The 26,900-nt window shown below is 71.0% G+C and carries 25 protein-coding genes and 1 tRNA gene; 20 read left to right on the plus strand and 6 right to left on the minus strand.

The window, feature by feature from the left end:
- The first annotated feature begins 303 nt into the window (after positions 1 to 303).
- The 14 genes from spoVT to Q5761_RS00330 all read left to right on the plus strand — a co-directional run bounded on the left by spoVT (position 304) and on the right by Q5761_RS00330 (position 13,321).
- Positions 304 to 864, plus strand: a complete 561-nt coding sequence (spoVT, locus tag Q5761_RS00270) for a stage V sporulation protein T (RefSeq protein ID WP_135224656.1) — start codon at positions 304 to 306, stop codon at positions 862 to 864.
- Between the two features lie 38 nt (positions 865 to 902).
- Complete coding sequence (gene mazG / locus Q5761_RS00275) at positions 903 to 1,871, plus strand: nucleoside triphosphate pyrophosphohydrolase (protein WP_318750758.1); 969 nt, start codon at positions 903 to 905, stop codon at positions 1,869 to 1,871.
- On the plus strand, positions 1,868 to 2,140 hold the full coding sequence (locus tag Q5761_RS00280; protein ID WP_135224658.1) for an HU family DNA-binding protein: 273 nt from the start codon (positions 1,868 to 1,870) through the stop codon (positions 2,138 to 2,140). Before mazG ends, Q5761_RS00280 begins: the two co-directional genes overlap by 4 nt.
- A gap of 615 nt (positions 2,141 to 2,755) precedes the next feature.
- On the plus strand, positions 2,756 to 3,052 hold the full coding sequence (yabP, locus tag Q5761_RS00285) for a sporulation protein YabP (protein WP_135224659.1): 297 nt from the start codon (positions 2,756 to 2,758) through the stop codon (positions 3,050 to 3,052).
- 46 nt (positions 3,053 to 3,098) lie between these two features.
- Positions 3,099 to 3,758, plus strand: a complete 660-nt coding sequence (gene yabQ / locus Q5761_RS00290; RefSeq protein ID WP_318750759.1) for a spore cortex biosynthesis protein YabQ — start codon at positions 3,099 to 3,101, stop codon at positions 3,756 to 3,758.
- Positions 3,759 to 4,003: 245 nt separating this feature from the next.
- A complete protein-coding gene (locus tag Q5761_RS00295; RefSeq protein WP_135224661.1) occupies positions 4,004 to 4,294 on the plus strand; it encodes a sigma factor-like helix-turn-helix DNA-binding protein in 291 nt (96 codons plus the stop codon).
- Between the two features lie 40 nt (positions 4,295 to 4,334).
- On the plus strand, positions 4,335 to 5,069 hold the full coding sequence (locus Q5761_RS00300) for a septum formation initiator family protein (protein ID WP_318750760.1): 735 nt from the start codon (positions 4,335 to 4,337) through the stop codon (positions 5,067 to 5,069).
- Between the two features lie 346 nt (positions 5,070 to 5,415).
- Positions 5,416 to 5,502: transfer RNA gene (locus Q5761_RS00305), tRNA-Leu, on the plus strand.
- A gap of 1,197 nt (positions 5,503 to 6,699) precedes the next feature.
- Positions 6,700 to 6,945: a hypothetical protein gene (locus Q5761_RS00310; protein WP_318750761.1), complete on the plus strand. Its 246-nt coding sequence runs from the start codon at positions 6,700 to 6,702 to the stop codon at positions 6,943 to 6,945.
- 33 nt (positions 6,946 to 6,978) lie between these two features.
- A complete protein-coding gene (locus Q5761_RS00315) occupies positions 6,979 to 9,477 on the plus strand; it encodes a SpoIIE family protein phosphatase (RefSeq protein WP_318750762.1) in 2,499 nt (832 codons plus the stop codon).
- Positions 9,478 to 9,720: 243 nt separating this feature from the next.
- Positions 9,721 to 10,260 carry an ATP-binding protein gene (locus Q5761_RS12345; RefSeq protein ID WP_413084585.1) on the plus strand — a complete coding sequence of 180 codons (540 nt, stop codon included), beginning with the start codon at positions 9,721 to 9,723 and terminating at the stop codon, positions 10,258 to 10,260.
- Positions 10,261 to 10,262: 2 nt separating this feature from the next.
- Positions 10,263 to 10,598: an STAS domain-containing protein gene (locus Q5761_RS00320; RefSeq protein WP_318750763.1), complete on the plus strand. Its 336-nt coding sequence runs from the start codon at positions 10,263 to 10,265 to the stop codon at positions 10,596 to 10,598.
- Positions 10,599 to 10,773: 175 nt separating this feature from the next.
- Complete coding sequence (locus Q5761_RS00325; RefSeq protein WP_413084586.1) at positions 10,774 to 12,678, plus strand: DUF342 domain-containing protein; 1,905 nt, start codon at positions 10,774 to 10,776, stop codon at positions 12,676 to 12,678.
- A gap of 40 nt (positions 12,679 to 12,718) precedes the next feature.
- Positions 12,719 to 13,321, plus strand: a complete 603-nt coding sequence (locus Q5761_RS00330) for a UPF0236 family transposase-like protein (RefSeq protein WP_318750764.1) — start codon at positions 12,719 to 12,721, stop codon at positions 13,319 to 13,321.
- A 479-nt stretch (positions 13,322 to 13,800) separates the two neighbouring features.
- On the opposite strand, the gene Q5761_RS00335 is transcribed toward Q5761_RS00330, so the two are convergent.
- Together Q5761_RS00335 and trxB are read right to left on the minus strand one after the other, a co-directional pair.
- Positions 13,801 to 14,853 (minus strand): Na/Pi symporter, encoded by a 1,053-nt coding sequence (locus tag Q5761_RS00335; RefSeq protein ID WP_318750765.1) that lies wholly within the window; start codon positions 14,851 to 14,853, stop codon positions 13,801 to 13,803.
- A gap of 858 nt (positions 14,854 to 15,711) precedes the next feature.
- Complete coding sequence (gene trxB, locus Q5761_RS00340) at positions 15,712 to 16,698, minus strand: thioredoxin-disulfide reductase (protein WP_318750766.1); 987 nt, start codon at positions 16,696 to 16,698, stop codon at positions 15,712 to 15,714.
- Between the two features lie 303 nt (positions 16,699 to 17,001).
- Here trxB and Q5761_RS00345 point away from each other — a divergent pair, with 303 nt between their 5' ends.
- Positions 17,002 to 17,496 (plus strand): flavin reductase family protein, encoded by a 495-nt coding sequence (locus Q5761_RS00345; RefSeq protein WP_318750767.1) that lies wholly within the window; start codon positions 17,002 to 17,004, stop codon positions 17,494 to 17,496.
- A 32-nt stretch (positions 17,497 to 17,528) separates the two neighbouring features.
- A complete protein-coding gene (locus Q5761_RS00350) occupies positions 17,529 to 18,398 on the plus strand; it encodes a hypothetical protein (protein WP_318750768.1) in 870 nt (289 codons plus the stop codon).
- A gap of 197 nt (positions 18,399 to 18,595) precedes the next feature.
- On the opposite strand, the gene sufU is transcribed toward Q5761_RS00350, so the two are convergent.
- The 4 genes from sufU to sufC form a co-directional block, all read right to left on the minus strand.
- On the minus strand, positions 18,596 to 19,066 hold the full coding sequence (gene sufU, locus Q5761_RS00355) for a Fe-S cluster assembly sulfur transfer protein SufU (protein ID WP_207669919.1): 471 nt from the start codon (positions 19,064 to 19,066) through the stop codon (positions 18,596 to 18,598).
- Positions 19,067 to 19,115: 49 nt separating this feature from the next.
- A complete protein-coding gene (locus Q5761_RS00360) occupies positions 19,116 to 20,429 on the minus strand; it encodes a cysteine desulfurase (protein ID WP_318750769.1) in 1,314 nt (437 codons plus the stop codon).
- A 106-nt stretch (positions 20,430 to 20,535) separates the two neighbouring features.
- Positions 20,536 to 21,858 (minus strand): Fe-S cluster assembly protein SufD, encoded by a 1,323-nt coding sequence (sufD, locus tag Q5761_RS00365; protein WP_318750770.1) that lies wholly within the window; start codon positions 21,856 to 21,858, stop codon positions 20,536 to 20,538.
- 35 nt (positions 21,859 to 21,893) lie between these two features.
- Positions 21,894 to 22,673 (minus strand): Fe-S cluster assembly ATPase SufC, encoded by a 780-nt coding sequence (gene sufC / locus Q5761_RS00370; RefSeq protein ID WP_318750771.1) that lies wholly within the window; start codon positions 22,671 to 22,673, stop codon positions 21,894 to 21,896.
- 385 nt (positions 22,674 to 23,058) lie between these two features.
- Between sufC and Q5761_RS00375 the strand changes: the two genes are divergently transcribed.
- The 4 genes from Q5761_RS00375 to sdhA all read left to right on the plus strand — a co-directional run bounded on the left by Q5761_RS00375 (position 23,059) and on the right by sdhA (position 26,851).
- The gene (locus tag Q5761_RS00375; RefSeq protein ID WP_318750772.1) at positions 23,059 to 24,147 is read left to right on the plus strand and encodes a M42 family metallopeptidase; all 1,089 of its coding nucleotides are present in this window, start codon (positions 23,059 to 23,061) and stop codon (positions 24,145 to 24,147) included.
- Between the two features lie 190 nt (positions 24,148 to 24,337).
- Complete coding sequence (sdhC, locus tag Q5761_RS00380; RefSeq protein ID WP_135224672.1) at positions 24,338 to 24,703, plus strand: succinate dehydrogenase, cytochrome b556 subunit; 366 nt, start codon at positions 24,338 to 24,340, stop codon at positions 24,701 to 24,703.
- A gap of 12 nt (positions 24,704 to 24,715) precedes the next feature.
- On the plus strand, positions 24,716 to 25,093 hold the full coding sequence (locus Q5761_RS00385; RefSeq protein ID WP_135224673.1) for a succinate dehydrogenase: 378 nt from the start codon (positions 24,716 to 24,718) through the stop codon (positions 25,091 to 25,093).
- Positions 25,094 to 25,114: 21 nt separating this feature from the next.
- The gene (sdhA, locus tag Q5761_RS00390) at positions 25,115 to 26,851 is read left to right on the plus strand and encodes a succinate dehydrogenase flavoprotein subunit (RefSeq protein ID WP_135225940.1); all 1,737 of its coding nucleotides are present in this window, start codon (positions 25,115 to 25,117) and stop codon (positions 26,849 to 26,851) included.
- Positions 26,852 to 26,900: the final 49 nt, after the last annotated feature.

Here is a 26,900-nt window from a genome sequence, read left to right on the forward strand (position 1 = left end):
GTCCGTGGGTCCAGCACGGCGGGGTGCGAGGCAGCGAGCGGCCGCGGGGGGCCACCGGGTGGCAGCGTGGCAGAATAGCGGAAATTTCTTGGCGGCACACTGTCTTCGCGATGATCGTCCCTCGAGAAGGGACGCCTGCGTGCGAAGAACCTATCCCGGAGAGCGTTGACCGCCCCGGCGCGGAACCGGGCCCCCCGCGCCCGGCCCGGGCCCGGCGCCTGGTTGCGCAGGCCCGACGCCGGAACGAGGCACCGGACGACGACCGCGCGGACCACCGGACGAACCAGGCGAGGAGGGGTGACGATGAAGGCGACGGGCATCGTGCGCCGCATCGACGACCTGGGCCGGGTCGTGATCCCCAAGGAGATCCGACGCACGCTGCGCATCCGCGAGGGCGACCCCCTGGAGATCTTCGTGGACCGCGACGGCGAGGTCATCCTGAAGAAGTACTCGCCCATCGGGGAGCTGGGCGACTTCGCCAAGGAACTGGCGGACTCGCTGCACGAGGCCGTCAACCACATCGCCCTGGTGGCGGACCGCGATGCCATCATCGCCGTGGCCGGCGCACCGCGCAAGGAGTTCATGGAGAAGCGCATCGGCGGCGCCGTGGAGGCGGCCATGGCCCAGCGGCAGCCCGTGCTGCGCAACCGCCCGGCCCAGCACCCCGAAGGGGGCACCCTCCTGGCCGACGACGAGACCGACGAGCGATTCTCCGCGTACGTGATCGCGCCCATCCTGGCCACGGGGGACGTGATCGGCGCCGTCATCCTGGCCTCCAAGGATCCCGCCGTGCAGATGGGCGAGCTGGAGCTGAAGCTGGCCGAGACGGCCGCCGCCGTACTGCGCAAGCAGATGGAGGATTGACGGGTGCGCGCGTCCAACCCCCGCCCGGGGGGGTTGCCGTGAGGGAAGGCCAAGGTCGCGAAGGGCCCGGCGCCGCGGGAACCGGTGGCACGCCCGCCGCCGGGGACGCCAACGACCCGTACGGATTCGCCCGGGTGGTGGAACTGGTCCGGCGGTTGCGGGCCCCGGGCGGCTGTCCCTGGGATCGCGCCCAGACGCACCGGTCGCTGCGGCGCTTCGCGCTGGAAGAGGCGTACGAGCTGGTCGAGGCCATCGACGCCGGGGATGCCCGCCACCTGGCCGACGAGCTGGGTGACCTCCTGCTCCAAGTCCTCCTGCATGCCCAGATCGCCGCGGAAGCGGGGGCCTTCACCATCGCCGACGTCTGCCATGCGTTGGCGGACAAGCTGATCCGCCGCCATCCCCACGTGTTCGGTGACGCCGAGGCCCGGAGCCCGGCCGAGGTCCAACGGCTGTGGACGGCGATCAAGCAGGCCGAGGCGGCGCAGGCCGAGGCCGGCCCAGCCGAGGCGGCGGCCGCGCCGGGGCGCGACCTCGAGGACGCCTCGCCGGATGTCGCCCGAGGGGCCCCCGCGGCCCTGGTGGAGGCCTACCGGGTGCAGGAGCGGGCGGCCCGGAGCGGCTTGGACTGGCCCGACGCCCGCGGGGTGCGCGCCAAGCTGGACGAGGAGCTGGCGGAGCTGGACGCGGCGGTGGCGACGGGCGACAGCCGGCGGATCGAGGAGGAGCTGGGCGACGTCCTGTTCCTCCTGGTCAACGCGGGCCGCCACTGGGGGGTGTACGCCGAGACGGCCCTGCTGGGGGCGGTGCGCAAGTTCCGCCGCCGCGTCCGCTGCATGGAGGAGCACGCCCGTCGCCAGGGGCGAACGCTGGCGGAGCTGTCGCCGGCCGAGCTCGACCGGCTGTGGGAGGCCGCCAAGGCCCAGGAGCGCGGGAGGATTCAGGCCTCGTCCGCAGAACACACAAGCGGAATTCGACCCGACGCGAGGGGAGGGAAGCGTGGGTGAACAAGCCCGAGCTGGTGAACGCCATCGCGGAGAAGACCGGCTTGAACAAGAAGGACAGCGAGCGGGCGGTGAACGCCTTCGTGGAGTCCGTCAGCGAGGCGCTGGCCAAGGGTGAGAAGGTCTCGCTGGTGGGCTTCGGCACCTTCGAGGTACGCACGCGCCAGGCGCGGACCGGGCGCAACCCACGGACGGGGCAGACGCTGACCATCCCCGCGGCCAAGGTCCCGGCCTTCAAGCCCGGCAAGCAGCTGCGGGAGATGGTGAAGTAGGGCGTCGGCTCCCTGGGCGCCGGAGGCCGCTGCCCGAGGCCGTGACCGGACCGAGGGGGCGGCCGACCCGCGCCAGCGGCATGGGGCACGCGAGCGCCGGCACCGGTCCCTGCGGGACCGGTGCCGGCGCTCGTCCTGTCTGCCGCCCGTGGTCGCCCGCGTCGCCCAGTCGGAGAGGCCAATGGACGACCCCGCTTCGCCGCACCGGCGAGGCCAAGGACCACCCCGCGTCGCCCAGCTGGAGAGGCCGAAGGCGGCCGCGCGTCGCCGTATCGCACGCCAAGAGCGACGCACCGGAGGGCCGAGGGCCATCGCGCATCGCCGCACCCTCGGGTCGGGCACGCGACCGCCGTCTCCCGGGGCGCGGTCCGTAGCCGTGGCGTCCCCGGGCCCCGAACCGGGCCTCCCCGTCCACGGGCCGGGCCCCTGATCGGCGCGGCCAGGGGCCCGGCACATAGCCTCCCCGTCCAGGCATATCCATGATCGAGAGCGCCGTGGATCCATCCCGCGGGGTCCCCGCCGCCTCGAGGCCGTCCCGGCGAACCACGGGGTGGCCCCGGTTCGGCCCGGCCGGCGGGGGCCCGGCGCCGGGGCCGCAGGAAGGGGGTCCGGGCCGTGGCCGAGGGCCAGGCTGCGCCGGGCAACCGGGGACGCCACAACCTGACGCTGGTTGGCCGGGAACGGCTGGAGCTGGACGGCGTGCAACGGGTGGAGAACTTCGACGACCGCACGGTGGTGCTCGATACCGTGATGGGTCGGCTCACCGTCCGCGGCGAGGGCCTGCACATCCACGAGCTCAACCTGGAGGAGGGCCGGCTGCGCATGACGGGCCGGGTGGCGCAGCTGGCCTACGACGACTCCACCCCGCGCCGGCGCGACCGCCGCCACCTGCTGGAGCGGCTCTTCCAGTGAGGCGTCCCCCCGTCGGGCGCCAGGGGGAAGCGGGGTCAGGCCCGGCATGTTCTCCCTGACCGTGCAGACCTACATGATGGCCGTCGACGTGGCCCTGGGGATCATCCTCGGCTTCCTGTTCGACGTCTTTCGGGCCCTGCGACGGGTCCTGGACGGGGGCCCGACCCGGCGGCCCTGGCTCGATGCGCTGCTGGACGCCGCCTTCTGGGCGATCGCTCTCCCCCTGGTCGTGCTGGCCTGGGGCCTGGGCAACTGGGGCCAGGTGCGCGCCTTCACCCTGCTCGGGCTGGCGCTTGGCCTAGGCCTGTACGCGGGCCTCGGATCCCCCGTCCTCCTGCCGGCCCTGACCGCGACGTACCGATCCGTCGGCGGGGGGGTGATCCGGCTGGGGCGGGGGACGCGGCGGGCCGCCGGCGCCCTGGCGCGCGCCGTGCGTCGCGGCATGGCGGGCCTGCGGACGCTGGTGGGCTGGTTGCTGATGCCGGTGACGCGCCCCCTCCGGTGGCTCCTCGCCCCGCTGCTGGCGCCCGTCCACCGGGCGCTGATCGCGCCGGTGGCGGCGCGGCTGCGCCGGTTCGTCCTGGACCCATGGCGGCGCGGGGTCCCGTCCCGGCGGCGGATCGCCGCGGCCTGGCGTCGGTGGCGGGCCGCGATGGCGGCCTGGCTGGGGCCTGGCAAGGGGGAGCCGCCCCCGCCCCGGTCCTGACCGGGCGCGAGTCCTCGCGCCGCCGCCCCGACGGCGCCGGCGCGAGGGCCCCTTTCCCCCTTCGCGTCGAAGGACCGCCGTCCGCGGGCGGCCGCGAATCGCTCGCCTCGGGCAGGAATCCCCCGCCCCTCCCGCGAACCGCATCCGGTACCGGTCGGGTGTACAAGCTTTGTACAAGATTTGTCCACAGGTTGTGGGCAGTCTGTGGATAACCGCCGGGTCCCCGCCGGAGGTTCCCGTCGTCCATGCGCATCGAGATCCGCGGCGCAGAGCGCCTGAGCTTCCGGGAGCGCCAGGTGGTCGTGCTCAAGGAGACGGGATACAGCACCGAGGCCATCGCCCGCCGCCTGGGCCTGGCTCCCGGGACGGTGGCCACGCTCTACAACCGGGCGCGCAGCAAGGGCTACGAGGTGGTCATCGTCATCGACGGGGATCCGCTGCGCCTGTTTGGCGACGGCGGCGACGGTGACGAGGAGGGCGAGGGGAGCACCGGCGGACCCGTCGGCGGGGATCCCGACGCCGCGGCAGGGGTCTAGGCATCCCCGTTCTGCGGTGGTCGGTGGGGGAGGTCGCAGCGTGACGAACCGGCTCACCAAGGGGGTGGCGTCCACCCCCCGGCGCCCGCTGTCCGCGGTCGGTTCTTGGCGCCCGCCCTTCGCGCCCTCCGAGGGCGGTCCGCTCTCCGAGGAGGGCGGCCCGTCCTCGAGGAACGGCGGCGTGGCCGCCGCGGTCGCCGGCATGCGGGCCCGCCGCGTGGCACCGGGACGGCGTGGCGGTCGCCGAGCGGCACCGGTCCTCGAGGCGGTGGACCTCGGCCGATCCGGCGGCGGCAGGGAGGGCGCGGCGCGAAAGCGCGATCGCCTGTGGGACGGGGGGGCGACCGCGGGGCTGCGCGCGGGGCTGCGCATGGCTCCCCTCCGCGCCTTGGCCGGAGGGGACCCAGGGCGGCCTGATGCCGGTGGGGCGCCGTCGCCCGCGACGGTGCGGCGGCGCCTGCGGGTGCGCTGGGGACGGCTGGTCGCCGCGGGGGTCGCGCTCTACCTGTTGGCGGGATTCGTCCTGCAGCAGTGGGCCTTGTGGCAGGCGCGGCAGGATCTGCGGGCGCTGGATCAGCAGCTGGCCGCCCTGCGCGCCCGCCACCGGCAGCTCCAGGAGGCGGTGCGCCGCGTGGACGACCCGGCCTACGTGGACGAGACGGCGCGACGGCGGCTCGGCCTGGTCAAGCCGGGGGAGACGGTGGTCCAGCTGGTGGCGCCGGAGGGTTCGGCCGAGGAGGAAACAAGGGAGGCGCCGACGTCTGCGGTGCGTTGAGGGCTCCGAGGGGGGAACCCTCGCGAACCCAGCGCCTAAGGACGGGGCGGCGTCGCCGGCTCGCCGACGCGACGGCGTGAGCCCCGCCGCCCACCCGATGCTCTGCGGCCCCGCCCCGCCGTGCTACAATGGCGTCGACGGTGTCGGTTTGAGCGCGTCGGCCATGGCGGGGCGGGCCAGGCCGTGGTGTGCGCGTCCGCGGCAGGGGGCACGTCCGAAGCCTGGCGACGGCCCGCAGCCGAGGGCGGCGTCGGACGCCCGCCGGCGCCGTCCCGCCGGTGCAGGTGCGACGCCGGCTTGACCCCGGGACCGCATCGGGGCCGCGGGGTCGTCGGGGCGGCCGAATGCCGGGGTGTCGGAATCGGCAGACGAGGCGGACTTAAAATCCGCTGGGCGCAAGCCCGTGTGGGTTCGAGGCCCACCCCCGGCACCAAGGAAGATCAAGGGTTTCTCGGCATCGGCCCGGGTTGGGATGGGCGCCAACCCGGGCCGTTTTCTAATCTCTTTCTAATCCGCCGGGCTGCAACGCCTTGGCGGCTGCGGCCAGCGTGGCGTCGAGCCGCTGGGCCGCGTCCTGCTGGAGGGTGGGCAGCACGTGGGAGTAGATGTCCAGGGTGACCTGGACGGTGGCATGGCCCAGCCTTTCGGCGACGACCTTGGGGTGGACGCCGGCTTGAAGGAGATGGGTGGCGTGCGAGTGGCGAAGGTGGTGGAACCTGGTGCGGGGTAGCCCCGCCTGCTACGCGACCCGGGGGAGGGCCTCGCTGACGAGAGCACTGTCGGCATGGCGGCCGCCTGCTCCATGGCCCGAGGCCCCTTCACACGCTCGGTCGCCCAACACGCCCGAGGCGTGGACGGCCTTGGTGGCCGAACTGGACCGCGAAGCGGTCGTCGCCTTCGAGGTCAATGGCCTTTGGGCAGGGGCGCATCCCCCGCCCGACAACGGTTTATCGGCATCACCTATGAGCGCCCGGTCGAGGAGCAGTAGTGCAGGTCCAAGGTCCAGAGGGATGCATCGCAGCACGGGACGCACGTTCCATGACGGGATTCGGATCGCGGGGCGCGCGGCAGCCCAGGGAAAAGCGAAGCAGCTCTCCTTCGGGTTCCCTTGGTAGGGTCCAGGCCCATGTGGAAGGTTCGTAAGAGGGGGCCGACCAGACAGAATTCGGAGCTCAAAGCCCACGACCGCTCGCGGCTGCCCTGCTGGCCGCGCCCGCCAACGGGCCGCCTCCGGGTCCGCACACACCCTTACCGACTTGCCGAGGCAGCCACAGTTGTCCTTCCGCCCGCCGGGGGCTTGTACTTCGAACATTCCGAAAGTTCCCAACTGGTGCCAGCTGGGTCACTTCGAAGTTGGTGTTGGTGCACACCGACGCGCAAGTCGCCAGAAAAATAGGACGAAGGTCCCAGGTCTGCTTGGCTGTAGTTGAAGACCGAGGCAGCTACACTCGCTAGCAGAAGAGGACCTCTACGAACGGCGCCACAAGCCAAAACTGCCGCGGAGGCCACGACACCTTGTCGCGGGTCTTCGGCGGGCCTGTAGGCGCCTGTACGGCAGGAGAGCAGAGTTTTGCCGTCCCTGGTCGTTGACCGGGTGGGCAGGCAGGTCTTGCCCGAAAGGGGGAAGACGATGAAGCGCCTTGCCAAGTGGCTGGCCGTGGCCGGCGTGGCCGTGTACCTGGTAGTGGGCTTCAGCGGCGCGAGTGAGGCGAAGATGGCGTCGTCGCCCTGGCGGCCGACCTTCGGCAGCCCGGTGAACTTCTACCAGATCCAGGTCGACGAGGGCACCCCGGCGGCCGATGTGGTCCAGCCCATCCACGAGCGCCAGGAGGCGCGCTGGCCGGATGCGGCGGACCACGCCGGACCCAAGAAGTGATGTCGCAAGGTGGGGCCGCAGGAGGCCCCACCTTTGTCATGTCTTAGCGCCCAAGGCGCCATGGGAGACCCACGGAACAGCACCGGAACCTCAGCTGCCCTGCAACAGGCGGAACGCAGTGCCCAGTTTGCCGCGTTCCGGCGGTTCATTGACCGGGGTATCGCCCTCCTGGAGGCGCGTGATGCTGCGGCTGCCATCGAGTATTTCACGGCTGCCTATGATCTGGCCGTAGAGTGGAGTTTCGGAGACGACGTCGTCTCCGGCGTTCTGCTGAACTTGTCCATCGCCCGCCGCCTGGCCGGGGACTATGACGCGGCCTTGGAGTCGCTCCAGCGGGCGTTGGTGCTCCCCGATCTCACGGCGGCGCAGCGCGCCGCTTTGTGGAACGAATTAGGCGTCTTTTACGGCGAGCGTTCCGACTTGCGCAGAGCCGCTGCCTGCTGTATCCGGGCCTATCGGCTGGCGGTGCGAGCCGCCTCCGATCCCAACCTGTGTGCCGAGGCCGCCGGCAATGTGGTGGATTCATACCTGCACTTAGGCGCTCCCGAGAAGGCGGTCCGGTGGGCGGCCCGGGCCGCCTGGCATGCCCGGCGGGCCACCGCGTGGAGACGGCAGTACGTGGCCGTGCAAACCGTGGCCGTGTGCCTCGCGACGGGCCGCCTGCGCTTGGCGGAACGGATTCTCCGCCGGCTGGAAAGGGAATCGTTGGAGCCGGACTGGGTGAGCCAGTTCCTGCGCCTGCGGGCCGAGTGGTGGTTCCAGACGGGGGACCGCCGAAAGGCCTTTGCCTGGGCAGCTCGGGCCCTGGACGCGGCGGTCCGGGACATGAGCCCCGAGGACGTCCAAGATGCCTGCCGCGCCCTCCGGCGGTTGGGGGGCCAGGGTCCCGATCCCGACGGGGAGCGCCACCTGCTGGACGCCCTGCGGAGCCACCAGGAACTCATCGGCGCTTTCGCCCGGGCCTGCGCGGATCTCGACCTGGGCGCGGAGCCGCAGCTGGCCGTGGTCCTGGCCAGCCGGGAGGGCCGAATCTTACTCCGCGCCGGCGGAAACCAAGTGCTGGACCGCCTGGCGGAGCAGGGGTACGTGGCCGGCGCTGTGGTGGCGGCCGACACGGAATGGGACGCCAAGTTTGCCCGGGCGGCCGTGGCGAGCTTCCGCAACCGTTCCCATGCCCCCAACCCCGACCGCGCCATCGAACGCGACATCGAAGGCTACGTGCTCGTATGGCCTCCCCTGCCGACGCTGGCGCAAGCCATCGCCACCTTGACCAGCCGCATCCACGCCGACGAAAACGCCGCTCGCCTGCAGGCCGACAACCAGCAGGCCCTGGCCAAGCTCTCGGCTTTCCATGACGCCGCCCTGGCCCTGGGCGGCCCCCTGGAGACGGGGGAGGTCGTGACCCGACTGCTGGCCTTGACCCAGCAATTGAGCCATAGCGACGGCGTGGCGCTGCTCTACACCGATCCCGCGCGGGGAACGTGGGCCGAGGGCCTGGACGGTGAGGTGCTGCGCCGCTCGCGCGTATTTCAGACGACGGTGGCGAGGGGGCGGCCGCAACGCCTGACCCCGGACGATCCCCGGGCCCGGGACGACCTGCTACAGCTCGGGGTGGCCTCCCTGATCGCGCTCCCCGTATACTTCGGCGGCACCGAGTGCGGGGCGGTCCTGGCGGCGGTCCGCCTGGCGGGTGCGCCCTTTAGCGAAGAGGACCTGGAGCTGGTGAGCTTCATCAGCAAGCAGTTCGGCCTGGCTCTCGAGAACGCCGCCCTGCGGGACGATCTCAGCCGCCGGCTGGAAACCCTGACCCGCGACCTGCACATCGCCCGCCGGCTCCAGCAGGCCTTCATGCCCGGGGGTGTGATCCGGGAAGACGGCGTGGTCCTCACCGGCATGAGCGTGCCGGCCAAGTACGTGGGGGGTGATATTTACGACTTTGCCCGTGATCCCGACGGATCGTGGCGCATCGCCATTGGAGATGTGATGGGGAAAGGGGTCGGGGCGGCCATGCTCGGCTCCATCTTGCTCGCCCGACTTCGTGAAGCCTGGACGCGGGAGCCTTTTGGACCGGATTTGGTGCGACACCTAGATGAACGACTCGCGCCCGATTTGCGCCGGGGTCGCGCTCTCGCTACCCTTCTCCTCGCCCTTTACTGCCCCCGGGACCGCCATCTCCACGTGCTCGCCGCAGGACACGACGGTCCTGTGCTATGGCGAGGCGGGACGTGGCGCCCCATCGCCCGCGGCGGAGGGACGGCCCTCGGCTTGCTCCCTGGACGCGGAGTGGTGGCCGAGGTGACGATGTCCGTACAGCCGGGGGACGTTGTTTTGTTCTACTCGGATGGTTTTGGGGAGCTTCTTCTGGGCCAGCGGGGTATCAGCGCGAGCCGGGATGTCGCGGACGCCTTAGGACGTCGCGGCCTGGCACCTGCCGAGGGGGATGAAGAGGCCCTTCTGAAACAAATCGAAGGCCTCCCGGGAAACGGGGATCAACCCGACGATGTGACGGTGGTGGTGTTTGGTGTCCATTAGGAAAACAGCAGCTGAAGTCATGCAGCGTGACGTGGTAGCGGCGTACTGCTGGCAGGACGGGAATCGGGTGGTTTGGATCTCGTTTGCTGAGCCACAGCACAGAGGAAACGAAGCGCCCAGCGGCGTTTCGTCGCCAGCGGCCGTCGGAAGGCAGATCGCGTTGGAGGAAGGGCGGGGCCGGCTACCGACTCCAGAAGAGATGCAGGTTATTGTGTTAGGTAGCCGTAACCGTTTAGGCGTGTTATATGGGGTGCGCGGCCATCCTTTAACCGAGGCACAACGAGCTCTTTTAAGAGCGCTGGCAGCGGGCCGCCTAAAGGTGGAAACAGTTCATGGGGATACGGGAAAAGTTGGAATAGGGGGGGGGTAGATCCCGCGAATCCTCGCTTCACTGCAACTTTTCGCAAACCGTCCGGGGTCAGCACTGCCCGACGACGGATGCGGAATATATTGGAACAGGATGGTTGCGACCCGGCTCTGATCCAACGGGTGATTCTGGCCGCGTCGGAGGCCATGAACAATGCCGTACGCTACGCGGGGCGCGGTCGACTGTGTCTCTTCACGACTTCGAGACGCTTACGCGTAGTAGTCACTGACAATGGGCCGGGGATTGCTTTTGAGAAACTTGCCCGTACCCTCCTTGAGCCACGGGATCAAAAAACGATAGGCCGCGGGCATGGCTACTGGCTCATGGTCTCTCTTTCGTCGCAGTGTCGCGTCTTCTCGGGGTCTTGGGGTACCCGCGTGGAACTCGTTTTCGATGGGTGCTCAGGAGGTGGATAGGGATGTCCGAGGAAGTCGTTCACATGACGTCGCAGGACGGACTGCGGCTCATGGTGACCTGTGACCTGGACTTTGAACGCGCCGAAAGGGTGGCGGGGGCGTTAACAAGATACGGCGAGGGACCGATCATTCTCGATCTAACTCGGTGCCAGTTTATTGATTCGACGGGTCTTGGCGTTCTAGTTCACACGTTACGTCACTACCAAGACCAGGGAATCGAAATTCGAGCTGTCCACGTTCTTCCCCAGGTCTTTGAAGTCCTTGAGATCGTTGGCGTCGTCGATGTGTTCGGACGGGATTTGTTTGTCATCATCGAAGAGCCGTCCGACATGCCCTAAGCGGGGGTGCTTCGAGGTGGGAACGCCTTCGGAGACGGTCGTCGTGCTCACCGCTAAGAGCGTCGACGACGCCATCGACAGGGCAGCTCGCCTGATTGGCCGACCCTCCGCAAGGGCCAAGGCGGAGGTAATTCATCCTGGCCGTTGCATCCTAGGACGGTTCTTGCTGCGGCCAATGGTCGTTCGTGTTCGGTTTCCTGGGGAGTCTTTGCCAGAGAAATCGGTTCTCGGCACACCATCATCTGCGGACCACCAGGGCAGGCAAGGCAATGCTAGCCACCAGTACCCCAGCACTACAGATAGCAGATCTTCCGATCTTACCACTGAACGCCCGACACTGGCCCGGGTGAGGAACGGTGTTATTGATATATTTCCAGGCTCACCCTCACAACCAGCAATTCTGCGACCACGTACGGGTGTGGTGTTGCGGGTAAATGGGAAGTTGGCGACAGGTCCAACCGCCGTGACTGAATCCGATCGTGTTGAGGTCACATTTACAACGCGTGATCGCCCTGAAGACGAGGTCAAGCGAATTGAGATTCGTGTCAGCGATGACGGCATGTGCGCGGAGCTGGTGGTATCCCTCCAGCGATTCACAACTCTCCGGGAAACACCTCCTGGGCCCGTTATCGATCTTGAACCTGAGACCGTACTGCGCCCGCCTCCCGGATTAACCGTTGATGAGTTGTTCGCGGCCCTCCGGTCGGAAGGGGTGGTTTACGGTGTCGACCGGAATGCTCTGGAGCAAATCGTTCGGGAAGGTACCCGGGTACCGCGGATCGTGGCCCGGGGAACGCCGCCGGAACACGGAAGGGATGGGCGCTTTCGCCCGGTCGTGCCAGTGGAGTCGCGCCGAACCAGGGACACGGGAGTAGAACGCCAGGATCCACGGGATCGTTACCAAGTGGTATCTGTGCGGGAAGGTACGACCGTCGGGTATATCGAGCCGCCCACAAACGGGCGACCAGGCCGCGACGTCCGAGGCCGGGAGCTAGCGCCGCGCGCTGGGCGACCTGTACGGGTGATCTGTGGGGACGGAGTAATTCGCAACCCAACTCCAGACGGTCAGGAAGAACTCCGGGCTATACGCTCGGGCCGTCCAGTCTTTCAGCGTGTCGGACGGAATACGTGGCGTGTCGATGTGGTACCCCTCCTTGTTCAGGAGGGCGATGTGAATGTCGAAACGGGTCACATCCGTTTTAAGGGTGACGTTGTTGTCACCGGAAACGTACGAGAAGGCATGAAGGTGGTCGCAACTGGCCGGGTCCACGTTCACGGCTATGCCGACCGTGCGTACCTTCAGGCTGATGGTGATATTCGTGTTGACGGTGGTGTCGTCCAATCCCGGGTAGTGGCTGGAGCGCGGGTCTGGCTGTACAACGACCTTAGGGCCGTCCTTTCGCCGCTTCGAAAGGGGGTTGCGAAAATCCTTGAGGCCATGCGGGTAGTTGAGAGGGCGGCTTCGTTCCAGCGTGAAGATATCGCCCGTTTCGGACCCGGTCGGTTGGTTCGTCTTCTCATCGAGATGAAATTTGGCGACGTTCCTGATAAAGCGAGGGCTGTACATGGACGACTCGTTGAATACGAAGGCGAGTTAGACCCTGAGATTGAGAAACTACGCCGCCCGATAGAGGCGTTAGCCACGGGTTTGATTGGGGACCGCTTCGACATCAAAGGGCTATATAAAGCCCTTGAAGAGGCGGAGGAATTCCTAGGTTGGTTCGATCAAGCCGCGGCGGGCAAAGCAGTGATTGGGTACGCGCACAATGCGACCGTGTATTCGGGGGGACTTGTGATTGTGGGGGCCGAAGGGACCTACCACGCTCGGATCGTGGCTCGGGACCGGGTGGTAGTTCAGGGCGCAGTGGTGGGTGGGAGCGTAGAGGCTGTACGGTCTGTGACAGTCCTTGAAGCGGGGTCGCCGGCTCTCCCGTCCACTGTACTGGCCGTTGGTCCCGGCGGCACCATCCAGGCCGGGTATGCGTATGAGAATGTCTGGCTCTCTATCGGCGGCGTTCAGCGTCGGGTTCGGAACGCCAGTAAGAACCTACGGGTGACGGCTTCCTCTTTCCGCCGCTGAGAAGGGCTACCCCACAGGAGCACCATCTGAGCACCATCTTATGGACGGAGCGACGTGGATTCGCAAGGTGCCAGAGCACCACCCGCAGGCGACCTATCGCCTCGATCCGTTCCACCTCAAGCGCGCCATGCGGCGCGGGCTCCGGCGCGATCTAGAAGCCCATCAGCAGCTGGCGGCGGCCCTGAAGGCCGGCGAGCCATGGCCTGAAGTGGCGACCATCCGGAAGGCCGCCCGCCGGCGGACGCAGTGCGATGACCGCGACCGCATCCAAGCGCTCTGCCGCTTTGTCGCGCTTCCCGCGCCCCCTCATCCGTTGGTCTTACCGTTTCATCAGGGGCAAGACCATACGGCGTTCCATGGGCTGGCTGGCCGCCTGCCCACCGGGCTGCTACCATCGGGACGGTGGGAGGTGGAGAAGGTGGACGGTGAGCTGGGGACGTTGCTGACCAAGCTGGTGCTCGGCCTGGTGGGCGGAGGGCTGACGCTCATCGGATTGGCCGGCCTCATCCAGGGATCCCTGAGCAGCCTGCGGGTGCCCAACCGCGTGGTGGCCACGGTGGTCTTCATCGTCGGGCTGGCCCTGGTGACGATCTTCGGCGAGCCGGACCTGGTCACGAAGATCCTGGCCGCCATGGCCGAGTGACGCGCGAATCGACGGGTGCGGGGCGCGGGATCGCCGGCGGCGTCGCGGGGAAGCGCCGAGGATGACCCGCGACCCGCAGCGTCGTCCGAACCGTCGACCGGCGGCGTTGGGCGTCGCGGGCAAGGGGCCGAGGATGACCCGCGACGGATCCGCCCGGTCTGGGCCGCGCGGAGCCGTGGCAGCGGGACGCCGGTAGCCGCCCGCGGGGCGTGGTGGGCTCCTGGAGCCCGATGGTCATCACCAGCAACCTCAAACTGCCGACCCTACGGGGTGTGGTGGGCACGGGGAGCCCTGGGTAGCCGGTTGACGATCGTGAGGCGGGCCGAAGCCCGCCTCTTGCTGCCTCTTGCCGCTTCTTGCCGCCCCTTGCGGCCTGCGGAGAGCGGCGTCCACGGGGGTGCCGCGCCGGTCCAGTCGCATGCTGCTTCGCCCGCGCCGGGGGCACGCCGTCCGCTTCGGTCGCGGCCTGGTACACGGGATCATGGGCGCGGGTCGGATGGACCGCGACGCCCTCGCCGCGTTCCCTCTCCGACCGGTGGCTCCGGCCGTGCCGCCATCCGTGCGTCTCCTCCGCCCTTCGCGACGCTGCCGACGACGGACGGCGGGAACGGGTCGCGTGGTCGTCCCACCACCCACGGCCACACCAGCACCGCCCCCAGGGCGTTGAAGAGGGTGTGGGCCCACGCCACCTGCCGCGCCGGATCCGTCGCCAGCGCACCGGCGACGGCCGCCAACACCGGACCCAGGGGCGCGGCCACCACGGCGGTGGCCGCGTTCATCACCAGGTGGAAGAGCGCCAGCTCCCAGGCGGCGCCGCGCAAGAGGAGGCCGGCCAGGAGCACGTCGCTGGTGGTGCCGACGTTGGCGCCGTAGACCACGGGCAGGGCCTCGCCGGGTCGGAGGAACCCGGCCGCCACGGCCCGCTGCACCACGGCCAGTACCGCGCTGCTGGAGAGGGCTGCCGCGGAGAGGACGAGCCCAGCGGTGAAGCCCGCCCAAGGCCGGCGCATCCACTCGGCCCACGGGTGGGTGGCAGCCGAGCCGGCGGCCAGCGGTTCCAGGGCGCCGGCCAGGCCGTCCAGGGCCGTCAAGGCCGCCGCGAAGCCGAGGGCTGCGAGGCCCGCGGCGCGCAGGCGCGGGCGATGCCAGGCGATGGCCGCCAGGGCCAGGCCGCCGGTGGCCAGGATGGCTGCCAGGCCCAGGTTGGGGGCGGCCGTCAGGTGCGCCGTCAGCGTCGTCCCCAGGTTGGCGCCGACCAGGGCGGCGCGGGCCGCGGGCCGGCGTACCCACCCGGCGCTGGCCGCCGCCAGGAGCAGCAGCCCGAAGGTGCTGGACGACTGGACGATCGCGGTCAGCACCAGCCCCGCCACCAGGCCGTGATAGGGGCCGGCGTCCTGGAGCCGCTCCACCGCCTGGTGCAGCCGATCGCCCGCGGCCCGGCGAAGCCCCCACGTGGTCAGGGCCAGGCCCGCGGCGAGCCCTGCCAGGTTCGCGGCGACGGGGAACACGGGGACGCCAGCCACGGCCGTCACCCTGGGGACGACCTCCTTGCGCGGACCCCGTTGGCGCGGCCCGCGGATCACCGGCTCGGGCCGCCGCCGCGCGGCGAGGGGGTCCACCCGGGACGGTCCGCCCGGGACCGCCGGCAGTCCTTCGGTGGTGGCCGTCGGTCCGCCGACCGGGGAGAGTGGCCGCCGTGTCGCCGGGACCGCGGGGCGACTGGCTCGCCCCGCGGTCCCGGCCACGGGCGGCGCGCACGCGGCGGGCCCGCGCGGCGGGCCGGTCCGCACAGGCGCGCCGACGCACCCCCGCAGGCCTGGACGCCACCCCCCGCAGTCTATGGGGGGCGGCACGCCGCCCATTGCAGTTTATGGGACCGCAGACGTTCCCATCGCAACGTCGCGCCGTCGCCTGGTGCGCATGGCACCGGCCCACGCCGCACCGCCGGCTCCAGGGTGCCCGTCCAGTGCAACGCACATCGGGCCCGCCACGCCAGCACGAGTGGGCAAGCCGAGGGCCGGTTGCGCGTGCAACCGGCCCTTGGCTTGCCGATGATCCCGGCCATCGGCCTGGCGGCCCGTTCACCACGCGACCGGCGAGCTAGCGCCGGATCAGCCTGGCGATCAGCATCGCCGCGGCGGCGCCGACGGCCGAGATCACCCAGTTGGGGATGCGGGTCTTGGCCCGGGTGCGCATCGCCAAGCGCATGGGACCACCCCTGGGGTAGCGTGTACGCCCGGAGCCTGAGCCTCGCTGGGAATCCGTGTCGCCGGTGGCGCGCCGACCGGAAGCGGCGCCGCGCCCGGCTGCTGGTGCAGCCGGGCGCGGCGGAGGTGCTCGGCCTGGGGCCCCGGCCCTCGCCAAGGGGCCGGGCGCGACCGCGCTGGCAGTCAGGAGCCCTCGGCGGGTGCGCCCTGCGCCGCGACCGCGCCGGCAGCCGGCTGCGCCTGCGGCGCCCCGTCGGCGGTGCCCTCCAGGAACCAGGCGGCCTCCATCGCCGCCTTGCACCCCTCGGCCGCCGCCGTCACGGCCTGCCGGTACCGGTGGTCGCGCACGTCGCCCGCGACGAAGACGCCGGGGATGCGGGTGCGCGGCCCGTCGGCGATCACGTAGCCGCGTTCGTCCAGATCCAGGTGGCCGCGCAGGAAGTCGGTGTTGGGCTTGTGGCCGATGGCGACGAAGACGGCGGCGCACGGGATCTCGCGCGTTTCGCCGGTCTTCACGTTGCGGACGCGCACGGCCTCGACCTTCTCGTCGCCGAGGATGTCCTCGACCACCGTGTCCCAGACGAACCGGATCTTCTCGTTGGCCATGGCACGCTGTTGCATGATCTTGCTGGCGCGCAGCCGGTCACGCCGGTGGATCACGGTCACCGAGCGGCAGATGCGCGCCAGGTAGAGCGCCTCCTCCATGGCGGTGTCACCACCGCCGACCACCACCACGTCCTGGTCGCGGAAGAACGCACCGTCACAGGTGGCGCAGCTGGAGACGCCGCGGCCCATCAGCTTCTTCTCGCCAGGAACGCCCAGCCACTTGGCCGAGGCGCCCGTGGCGATGATCACCGCGTCCGCCTCCAGTTCCTTGGTACCGACCTTGAGCTTGAAGGGCCGGCGCCGGAAGTCGACGGCGGTCACGTCCCCATCGACGAACCGGGCTCCCGCCCGCTCGGCCTGCTGGCGCATGCGCGCCATCAGGTCGGGACCGAGGATGCCGTCCGGGAAGCCGGGGAAGTTCTCGACCTCCGTGGTCAGCATCAGCTGGCCGCCGGCCTCCCATCCCGCCACCACGGTGGTATCCAGGTTGGCGCGGGCGGCGTAGATCGCCGCCGTCAGGCCGGCGGGGCCGGATCCGACGATGACCACCCGTTGCGAGGGCATCGCGTCTCACCTGCCTTTCCCTTCGCCATTCTACCAGGAGCGGCGACGACCGCGGCTGCGCCCGCAGGGGCGCGGCGCCCGCGGATCCGCCGACGGGAGGCGGGCGGCGTCGGGCGGCGGGCGCCGCCCGGGGCCGCTTTTTGCCCCTGGCATCGCCCCTCGGATATGATGGAAAGCGGGTCGCAGCCCATCGGGATGCCGGCGCGGCAGGGGCCGGATGGCCCGACGCGGCCGGGGCGGCCTGGCCGTCCTGCCGCCGGCCGCGACCGCCCCGGGCTCGGCCCCGCGGAAGGAGGGCGCCAGATGCCGATCGCTCCCCAGCTGTTGCGCCAGGCGATGGGGCAGTTCGCCACCGGCGTCACCGTGATCACCGCCGCGGTGGACGGCGCCGTGCACGCCATGACCGCCAACGCCGTCACCTCCGTGTCCCTGGAGCCGCCCCTGGTGCTGGTGTGCGTGGGGCGCCAGCGGGCCATGCACGGCGTGCTGGAGCGGGCGGGCCGCTACGGGATCAACGTGCTGGCGGCAGAGCAGGAACCCGTGGCGCGCTTCTTCGCCCGGCAGACCGATCAGGAGCCCGCCTATCGCTTCGTGCAGCAGCCACCGAAGGCCCCGCGCCTGGAAGGCGCCCTGGCCTACCTGGACTGCCGGGTGGTGGAACGGTTGCCCGGCGGCGATCACACCATCTTCCTCGCCGAGGTCGAGCACGCCGAGGTCTACGGCGGCGATCCGCTGCTGTTCTTTGGCGGCCGGTACGCCCGCCTGGCCTCGCCGACCACGACCCCGTCCCTGCGTTGATCGCTCCCATGGCGCCGAGGAGGCACCGGCCGATGGACGAAGGCGGCACCCCACCCATGGGCGTCGGGACCGCGTCGTGGGGCGGCCGCGATTCCTTCCTGGCGTGGACCAAGGCCCAGCGCGCCCAGGAGCTTCTGGGGAGGCTGCCCGAGGACGCCCGCCGGGGGTGGACGTTCGACCGCCTGGTGGGGCTGTTGCAGGCGCTGGGCCTGCAGCAGCCGCGCCAGTACCTGGAGGCCGGCTGGTGGGTGCCGGAGGCGGTGCGGCGCGATCCCCAGCGGTCCGACGCCCTCTACCGGCGCATCCAGGAGGCCATGGCGCGCGGGACGCTCCCGCCCGCCGACGCTCCCTACACCTGGGACGACGTCCGGCGGCTGATCGAACTCTGCGACTTCACCCCGGACCAGCTCTTCGCCCAGCTGGCCCACGTGTACGCCCTGACGCTGGGGGAAGCCATCTTCGTCGAGACGGTGCAGCGCGTGGTCGGTGCGCCCGCTGGGGGCGGAGACGGTGGGGCTGGCGCGGGCGAGTTCGAGGCGGACCGCGGTGGCGGCGGGGACGGCGGGATCGGGACGGACCAGGGTGGCGGCGGGGACGGCGGCGCCGGTGCGGGCCGGGATGGCCGCGCCGGTGCGAAGCGGGGTAGCGGCACCGGCGCAGAGGGGGGTCGCGGCGGCAACGGTGGAGACCGCGGGGGCGGCGCCCATGCGGGCCGCGGTGGCAGTGGGGGCGGTGCTGCTGCCGGTGGGACTGGAGCGGGCGGCGCCGGGGGCCGCTCGGGGAGCGGCCCCCGGCGCCCGGGCCGAGCTGACGCGGGCAACGGGCGCGGCCCCGGGAGCGGCCTCCGCCGGTCCGCCCGCGTGGACGACCGCTCCGGGCGCCCATCGCCAGGCGATCCCTGAGGGGGCACCGTGGCGAGGGGCCCCTGCGCATGCGGACGCCGCCGGCGCGCGGACGCCCGCGGCGCGACGGCAGCCGGCGGGTGCGGCAGCCGGCGGCGGGCACGGCAGCCCGGTCGGGCCGACCGTCGGCACCGCGCGCTCGGTGCATCGCCGGCTCAGCGCCAGCTGGCGAGCGCTCGAACTCGGCTGCCGTGGGCTCATGCCCCGCCGGCCGGGGCATCGCCGCCGGCGCCGGCGGCGTCCCCCGCGGCGGCGGACCCGCTCCCTGCGGCACCCGCCCGCTCGGCCCGCTCGGCCTCGTAGCGATGGATGCCCGCCTGCAGGACCTTCAGCGCCAACAGGGCGCACTTGAGCCGCACCGGGCTGAGGGGGATGCCCAGGAGGGCGAGCACGTCGTCCCTGCCCATGGCCTTGATCGCGTCCAGCGACTTGCCGCGGACCGCCTCGGTGAGCATGGATGCCGACGCCTGGCTGATGGCGCAACCGCGACCGTCGAAGGCAGCCGCCTCGACGCGGCCGCGCTCGTCCAGCCGCACCTCGAACCGCACCTCGTCGCCGCACAGCGGGTTCACGTCCTGGTGCCGGATCTGGGCGCCCGCCAGCGTGCCGCGGTTGCGCGGGTTGCGGTAGTGGTCGAGGATGTTCTCCCGGTAGAGGTCGCTGTCCACGGATCCACGCCTCCCTGGGGCCCGAGCATCACCGATCCGGCGCCGAGGATCAGGCGTCGGCCAGCAGGCGCCGGGCGCGCTCGATGCCCTCCACCAGCCGGTCCACGTCGTCCCGGTCGTTGTAGACATAGAAGCTGGCGCGGGCGGTCGCCACCACGCCCAGGTGGCGGTGCAGCGGCTGGGTGCAGTGGTGACCCGCGCGGATGGCCACGCCCTCGCCGTCCAGCACCTGGGCCAGGTCGTGGGGGTGCACGCCCGCGACGGTGAAGCTGATCACGCCGCCGCGGTGCTCCGGCTCAGGCCCGTAGAGCGTGAGGCCCTTCACCTGCCGCAGCCGCTCCCAGGCGTAGCGGACCAGGTCGCGCTCGTGGGCCGCCACGGCGTCCATCCCCAGCCGGGCCAGGTAGTCCAGCGCGCAGGCGAAGGCCGCCGCCTCGGCGATCGGCGGCGTCCCCGCCTCGAAGCGGTGGGGCGGGTCGGCCCACGTGGAGCGCTGGAGCTCCACGTGACGGATCATGCCGCCCCCGGTGAGCAGCGGCTCCATCTCCTCCAGCCGCTCGCGGCGTCCGTACAGCACCCCGAGGCCGGTGGGCCCCAGCATCTTGTGGGCCGAGAAGGCGAGGAAGTCCACCCCCAGGCGACGGACGTCGACGGGCAGGTGGGGGACGCTCTGGGCGCCGTCGACCACCACCACCGCCCCGGCCTCCCGTGCCTGTCGGGCCAGTTCCGCGACGGGGTTGATGGTGCCCAGCACGTTGGACATGTGGGCCAGGGCGACCACCCGCGGCCGATGGTCCGCGAGCAGGCGGGAGAAGGCGTCCCGGTCCAGCCGACCGTCGGCCGTCAGCGGCACCGCCCGCAGGTGGAAGCCGCCGCGAGCGGCCACCTGCTGCCAGGGCACCAGGTTGCTGTGGTGCTCCATTAGCGTGACCAGGATCGTGTCGCCGGGCCGCAGCCGGTGGCCCGCCCAGCCCCAGGCCACCAGGTTCAGCGCCTCCGTGGTGCCGCGGGTGAAGACGATCTCGTCGTCCCGAGCGCCGAGGAAGGCGGCGACGCGGGCGCGGGCACCCTCGTAGGCGGCCGTGGCCTCTTCCGCCAGGGTGTGGATGCCCCGGTGGACGTTGGCATTGGACCGCTGGTAGAACGCCGCCAGCGCCTCGATCACCGCCGCCGGCTTCTGGGAGGTGGCGGCGCTGTCCAGGTAGACCAGCCGCCGGCCGTGGACCGGGCGCTGGAGGATGGGGAAGTCGCGGCGGAGGACGGCGGGGTCCAGGGCGCGGGTCGGCGATGGCGCGGGCGAGGGATCCGGCCCCGGCGGGGATGGGATCCCGGGATCCAGCGGCGGTCGAGGAGAGGGCGACATGTCCCGACGCCTCCTTGGTGCGATGCCACGTGGGGGCAGGATGACGGCCCGCGGCACGGGCGAGGGCGCGGGCCCGCCGGGCCCGCGCCCTCGCCCTCGGCCCGCTTCAGCCCACCTTCTCCAGCACCAGCTCGCTGATCCGCTCCCGGGCGGCGTCGTTGGGGATCCTGCCCAAGAGCGGCTCGAAGAAGCCGCTGACCAGCAGCCGCCGCGCCTGCTGCTCGTTGAGCCCACGGCTGCGCAGGTAGAAGAGCTGCTCCTGGTCGATCTGGCCCACGGTGGCGCCATGGCTCGCCTTGACGTCGTCGGCCTCGATCTCCAGGCTCGGGATGTCGTCCAGCACCTTGGCCTCCGGGGAGAGGATCAGCGTGTTGCTGCTCAGATAGTCCTCGCTCTTGTGGGCGCCCCGCTCGATGCGGATCAGACCCTGGTAGACCAGGCGCGAGGCTCCCGTCAGCACCCCGCGCGCCGTCATGTTGCCGAAGGTGCTCTGGGAGGCGTGCCGGCTGCGGGTGAAGAGGTCGAAGTGCTGGCGCGCGGAGGCGGCGTAGGCGAGGATGTTCTCCATGGTCGCCCCCGGTTCGACCATCTCCAGGGTGAAGACGTTCCGCGTCTGGCTGCCGCCGAAGAAGCCGGTGGTGGCCACCAGGGTGGCGTCGCGCCGCACCACGCCCGCCTTCTGCGAGAACTCCCGCACCGGGGCCCGCCAGTTCTGCACGCTGATGTAGTCCACCCGCGCCGCCGGCTGCACGTGGATCTCCACCTGGCCGGTGTAGAGGGCGGCCTCGGCCAGGTCGTGGGCGTCGCTCTCGTCGAACAGCGTCGCCTGGGCCTGTTCGTCCACCACCACCAGCCCGTGGCCGGACACCGAGGCGCCCGCCGCCTTGCTGGTGATCAGCGTGATCAGGTAGATGGGCTTCTCCACCACCAGGCCGCGCGGCACGTAGACGAAGAAACCCCCGGTCCAGAAGGCGGCGTGCAGGGCCGCGAAGCGGTCGGACCGCGGGTCGAGTCCGCTCCGCATGTAGTACCTCTCCACCAGGTCGGCGTGGGTGCGGGCGGCGGTGTGCAGGTCGGTCACCACCAGGCCGCGCTCGGCCAGGGCGGGATCCAGGTGCCGCACCTCCACCCGGCCGTCGACCTGCACGGCGACGGCCGCCGCCTCCGCCGCGGGCGGCAGCGACGCCTCGGCCCACGAGGGCAGCGCCGACGCCGGAGCCACGGGGCGCAGGGCGTCGAGGTTCAGGTCGTCGACCTTGGTGTGGCGCCAGGACGGCAGGGGCAGTTCCTTGAAGATGCGCAGGGCCTCCCGCCGCCGCTCCACCAGCCAGTCGGGCTCGTCGTGGGCGCGGGCGATGCGGTCCACCAGCTCGGCGGTGAACCCCTGCGCCTGCGCCAGCGTGTCCAGGTTGTCCACGGACTTCGCCATCGGCCTTCCCTCCCGCCTCTCCGGCCGCAGCCGACTCAGCCGACCTGGGCCTTGATCCAGTCGTACCCCTTGGCCTCGACTTCCTCGGCCAGCTCGCGGCCGCCGGAGCGGACGATGCGCCCGTCGACCATGATGTGGACGAAGTCGGGTTCGATGTACTTGAGGATGCGCTGGTAGTGGGTGATCACGATGGCGCCCAGCTCGGGGCCTCGCAGGTTGTTGAACACCCGGGCCACGTCCTTGAGGGCGTCGATGTCCAGGCCCGAGTCGGTCTCGTCCATGATGGCGAACTTGGGCTTGAGCACCGCCATCTGGAGCATCTCGCCCTTCTTCTTCTCGCCGCCGGAGAAGCCCTCGTTGAGGTACCGGCGGGTGAAGGACGAATCCCACCGCAGTTGCTCCAGGGCCGCTTCGATCTCCTTCTGCAGCGCCGTCAGCGCCGCCAGGTTCTTGCCCGAGCCCGCGGGGCCGGCCGGCTCCTCGCCCCGCAGGGCGTTGACCGCGGTGCGCAGGAAGTTGGCGACGCTGACGCCGGGCACCTCCTGGGGATACTGGAAGGCGAGGAACAGGCCCCGCTTCGCCCGCTCGTCCGGCGGCAGCTCCAGCAGGTTCTCGCCGTCCAGCAGCACCTCGCCGCCCGTCACCTCGTAGCGCGGGTGGCCCATCAGGGTGTAGGCCAGGGTGCTCTTGCCCGAGCCGTTGGGGCCCATGATGGCGTGGACCTCACCCTGGCGCACGGTCAGGTTCACGCCCTTGAGGATCTCCTTGTCCTCCACGTTGCAGCGGAGATCCCGGATCTCCAGCGTCGACGCCATCGGCGTGCCCTCCTTGTCAGCCGGCACGAATCGCCGCCGCCTGGGGCGGCGGCGGCCGGGGCTTTTGATGGCCGGTTCTCAATTTATAATACTTTTAAATGCCGGGGCTGGCAAACCCGCACCGGGCGGCACCGGGCCGGCACCGTCGCGGGGCAGCGATCGGCCGCGGGACGGCGCGGCGCGAGGGGGCGGGGCCATCCGCCCCGCGAGGCCGCGCGGCAGCCGCCCCTGTCCGTGCGGGTCGGGGGCCGTGACGTGGCCCCGACCCGTCGGTGCCGGGGGCGGCGATGCCTGCGGCGATCGCACCCGCCGCGGGCCGGAGGGGCGTGGCGGCGCCCGACGGGCGCGGGGCCCCGGCGGTCGAACCGGGAGAGGATGTCCGCCCTTGACGTCGCGTCGTGACACCGCGGAGTTGCTGGCGGAGCTGGCGGAGGCTCCGGGCGTCCCCGGGGCCGAGGACGCCGTCCGCCAGGTGATGCGCCGGCACCTGGCCCCCGTGGCCGATCTCGAGCAGGATCACCTGGGCAGCCTGATCGCCCGCCGCCGCGGGGACGCCGACCGGCCGCGGGTCCTGCTGGCCGCCCACATGGACGAGGTCGGCTTCATGGTGCGACGCATCACCGAGGAAGGCTTCCTCAAGTTCCAGCCCCTGGGGGGATGGTGGGGCCAGGTGCTGCTGGCCCAGCGGGTGGTGGTCCACACCCGCCGCGGCCCCATCCTGGGCGTCATCGGCTCCAAGCCGCCCCACCTGCTGCCCCCTGAGGAGCGCAAGAAGCCCGTCGAGCTCAAGGACATGTTCATCGACATCGGGGCCTCCAGTCGCCAGCAGGCCGAGGCCTGGGGGGTGCGGCCCGGCGATCCGGTGGTGCCCCACGGCCCCTTCACCCGGCTGCACGACCCGGACCTGGTGCTGGCCAAGGCCCTGGACGACCGGGTCGGCTGTGCCGTGGTCGTCCGGGTGCTGGAGGAACTGGCCGGGACCCGGCACCCCAACACCGTCTACGGGGTGGCCACGGTGCACGAGGAGGTGGCCCGCACGGGGGGCGGCGCTCGCACCGCCGCCTTCGCCGTGGACCCCGATGTGGCCGTGGCGGTGGACGTGGGGATCGCTGGCGACATGCCCGGCGTGACGCCCGACGAGGCCCAGAGCCGTCTGGGCCGCGGTCCGACGGTGCTGCTGTACGACAGCAGCATGGTGCCCCATCGCCGCCTGCGGGACCTGGTGGCGGATACCGCCGAGGCCGAGGGCATCCCCTACCAGTTCGACATGATGCCGGGCGGGGCGACGGATGCCGGGTTCTTCCACGTCCACGGGCGGGGAGTGCCGGCGGTGGTCATCGGTCCGCCGGCGCGTTACGTCCACAGCCACGGTGCCATCGTCCACCTCGGCGACGTGGAGAACACGGTGCGGCTGCTGGTGGCGTTGGTGCGCCGGCTGGATGCGGCGACGGTGGAGGGCCTCCGCCGCGGCTGAGGCGCGGGACCGGTGGCGCACGTTGACTTCGTCGTGCCGCTGTTCGTACTTTTTCCTTGTCGGTGACGGTCTGCTGGCCGGTCGGTGACGGCCTGCGCATCGGTCCGTGCATCGGGCGGGGGCGAACCGCGGGCGGCGTCCGGCGGCCGCGGCATCGGGTGCCGCCCGCGGGGCTGAGAGGAGGGTGGGGATGGGCCTCTACCGCGGCTACCGCGGCAGCCAGGGCCAGTGGGCGTGGATGCTCCACCGGCTGAGCGGCGTGGGCATCATGCTGTTCCTCATGATGCACATCGTCGACACCTTCCTGGCCGGCTTCGGGCCGCAGGTCTACGACCACGTCATGGCCCTGTACCGGGCGCCGGTATTCATGGTGCTCGAGGTGGTGCTGGTGGCCGGCGTGGTCTACCACGCCGTCAACGGCCTGCGGGTGATCCTGATCGACTTCTGGCCCAACGCGCTGCGGTGGCACAAACCCTTGCTGGTGGCGGAAGTCATCGTCTTCCTCGTGCTCTTCATCCCGGCGGCGGTGATCATGTTGGGCCGCCTCTTCGGCTAGGGGGGTGGCGGGGTGGCTTACGGTGAGGGGAGCCCGCGCCCGGCCGGCGGGTTCGAGCTGTGGTCCTGGTTCTTCATGCGCATCTCCGGCCTGCTCCTCGTGTTCCTCGTCCTGGGACACCTCTACATCATGCACATCCTCAACAGCGTGGAGATCATCGACTACGACTTCGTGGCCCGGCGCTGGGCCAACATCGGGTGGCGCGCCTACGACTGGGTGATGCTGGTCCTGGCGCTGTTCCACGGGGCCAACGGGATCCGGGTCATCGTCGACGACTACGCCCACCGGCCGGGGTGGCGCACCTTCTGGCTGTCCCTGCTTTACGTTGTGACCTTCGTCCTCCTGGTGCTGGGCACCGTGGTCCTGGTGACCTTCCCGTTCCCGGCCTGATCGGGGGTGTCTGCGATTCGGATCCACACGCACCGATTCGACGCCGTGATCGTCGGGGCGGGCGGTGCCGGCTTGCGGGCGGCGGTGGAGCTGGCCAAGTACCCCGACCTCAAGGTGGCCGTCGTCAGCAAGCTCTATCCCTCCCGCTCCCACACCGGGGCCGCCCAGGGCGGCATCGGCGCGGCCCTCGGCAACATCGAGGAAGACCACTGGGAGTGGCACATGTTCGACACGGTCAAGGGCAGCGACTACCTGGGCGACCAGGACGCCATCGAGATCATGTGCAAGGAAGCGCCCGAGGCCGTGTACGAGCTGGAGCACATGGGGTTGCCCTTCAGCCGCACCGCGGACGGGCGCATCAACCAGCGGCGCTTCGGCGGCCACACCAAGGAGTTCGGCAAGGCGCCCGTCCATCGCTCCTGCTTCGCCGCCGACCGCACCGGTCACATGATCCTCCAGACCCTCTACCAGCAGTCCATCAAGCACGGCGTCCGCTTCTTCGACGAGTTCCACGTGGTCGACCTGGTGATGGACGGGCGGCGGGTGGCCGGCGTGGTGGCGGTCGAACTGGCCACCGGCGACCTGCACGTGTTCCACGCCAAGGCGACGCTGTTCGCCACCGGCGGCGCCGGCCGCATGTACAAGGTGACCAGCAACGCCCTGGCCCTGACGGGCGACGGGCTGGCCATCGCCTTCCGTCACGGCATCCCCCTGGAGGACATGGAGTTCTTCCAGTTCCATCCGACGGGCATCTACCGCCTGGGCATCCTGATCACCGAGGGCGCCCGGGGCGAGGGCGGCGTCCTGCGCAACCGCCACGGCGAGCGGTTCATGGAGCGGTACGCCCCCACCATCAAGGACCTGGCGCCCAGGGACATGGTGTCACGGGCCATCTACCTGGAGATCCGCGAAGGGCGGGGCATCGACGGCAAGGACTACGTGCACCTCGATCTGACCCACCTGGGCCGGGAGGTCATCGAGACCCGGCTGCCCGACATCACCGACTTCGTCCGCACCTACCTGGGCATCGACCCGGTGGAGGAGCCCATCCCCATCCAGCCCACCGCCCACTACGAGATGGGCGGCATCCCCACCGACGTCGACGGCCGGGTGATCTGGGACGCGAAGAACACGCCGGTGGAGGGCTTCTACGCCGCCGGTGAGTGCGCCTGCGTCTCGGTCCACGGCGCCAACCGCCTGGGCACCAACTCCCTGCTGGACCTGGTGGTCTTCGGCCGGCGGGCGGGGCGCCACATGGCCCGGTACGCCCGCGAGGCGGACTGGCCGGCGCTACCCGCCGACGCCACCGACTGGGCGCGCCAGCAGATCGAGCGCTTCCGCACGCGGGAGAAGGGCGAGCGCATCGCGGCCATCCGCGCCCGGCTGCAGGAGGAGATGATGGACAAGGCCGGGGTCTTCCGGACGGAAGAGGGGCTGGCGGCGATGGAGTCCATCCTGGACGAGCTCGACGCCCAGTACCAGGAGGCGGCCATCGACGACCGGGGCACCATGTACAACACCGACCTCCTGGAGGCCCTGGAGCTGGGCAACCTCCTGGAGTGCGCCCGGGCCACGGTGGTGGCCGCTCGCAACCGCAAGGAGAGCCGGGGCGGCCACGCGCGGGAGGACTACCCCAAGCGGGACGACGCCAACTGGCTGAAGCACACGCTGCTCTACAGGGAGAAGGACGGGCGGATCCGCATCGACTACAAGCCCGTGGTGATCACCCGCTTCCAGCCCCAGGAGCGGAAGTACTGACTGGGCCGATGGCGCGGGCGGCGGCGAAGGGGCCGGCGCCCGGCCGGTC

This window comes from Thermaerobacter composti, assembly GCF_033582035.1.
Classification (GTDB): Bacteria; Bacillota; Sulfobacillia; order Thermaerobacterales; family Thermaerobacteraceae; genus Thermaerobacter; species Thermaerobacter composti.